Consider the following 276-nt stretch of genomic DNA (forward strand, 5'->3'; position numbering starts at 1 on the left):
GGTGTAGATGTGATCGTTGGCTTCCCGGGTGAAACCGATGCCCATTTTCAGGAAACTTTTGATTTTCTACATGCATTGGATGTTTCCTATTTACACGTATTCACCTACTCAGAAAGAGACCATACCAAAGCATTGGAAATAAAACCCGTAATCCCCATTCCGGTAAGAAATGAACGTAACAAAACACTGCGTAATCTTTCTTACATGAAAATGCAATACTTCACAGAACAGCACCACGGACAAACCCGTAAGGTTTTATTTGAGGCTTTTGAAAAG

At 40.2% G+C, this 276-nt stretch carries 1 pseudogene; it reads left to right on the forward strand.

Features of this window, described 5'->3' with window-relative positions:
* Positions 1 to 276, forward strand: a pseudogene (locus ACS2QP_RS27635) (tRNA (N(6)-L-threonylcarbamoyladenosine(37)-C(2))-methylthiotransferase MtaB); the annotation flags it as partial.

Origin of the sequence: Bacillus cereus group sp. Bce019 (assembly GCF_051781745.1) — a bacterium.
Taxonomy (GTDB): Bacteria; Bacillota; Bacilli; order Bacillales; family Bacillaceae_G; genus Bacillus_A; species Bacillus_A cereus.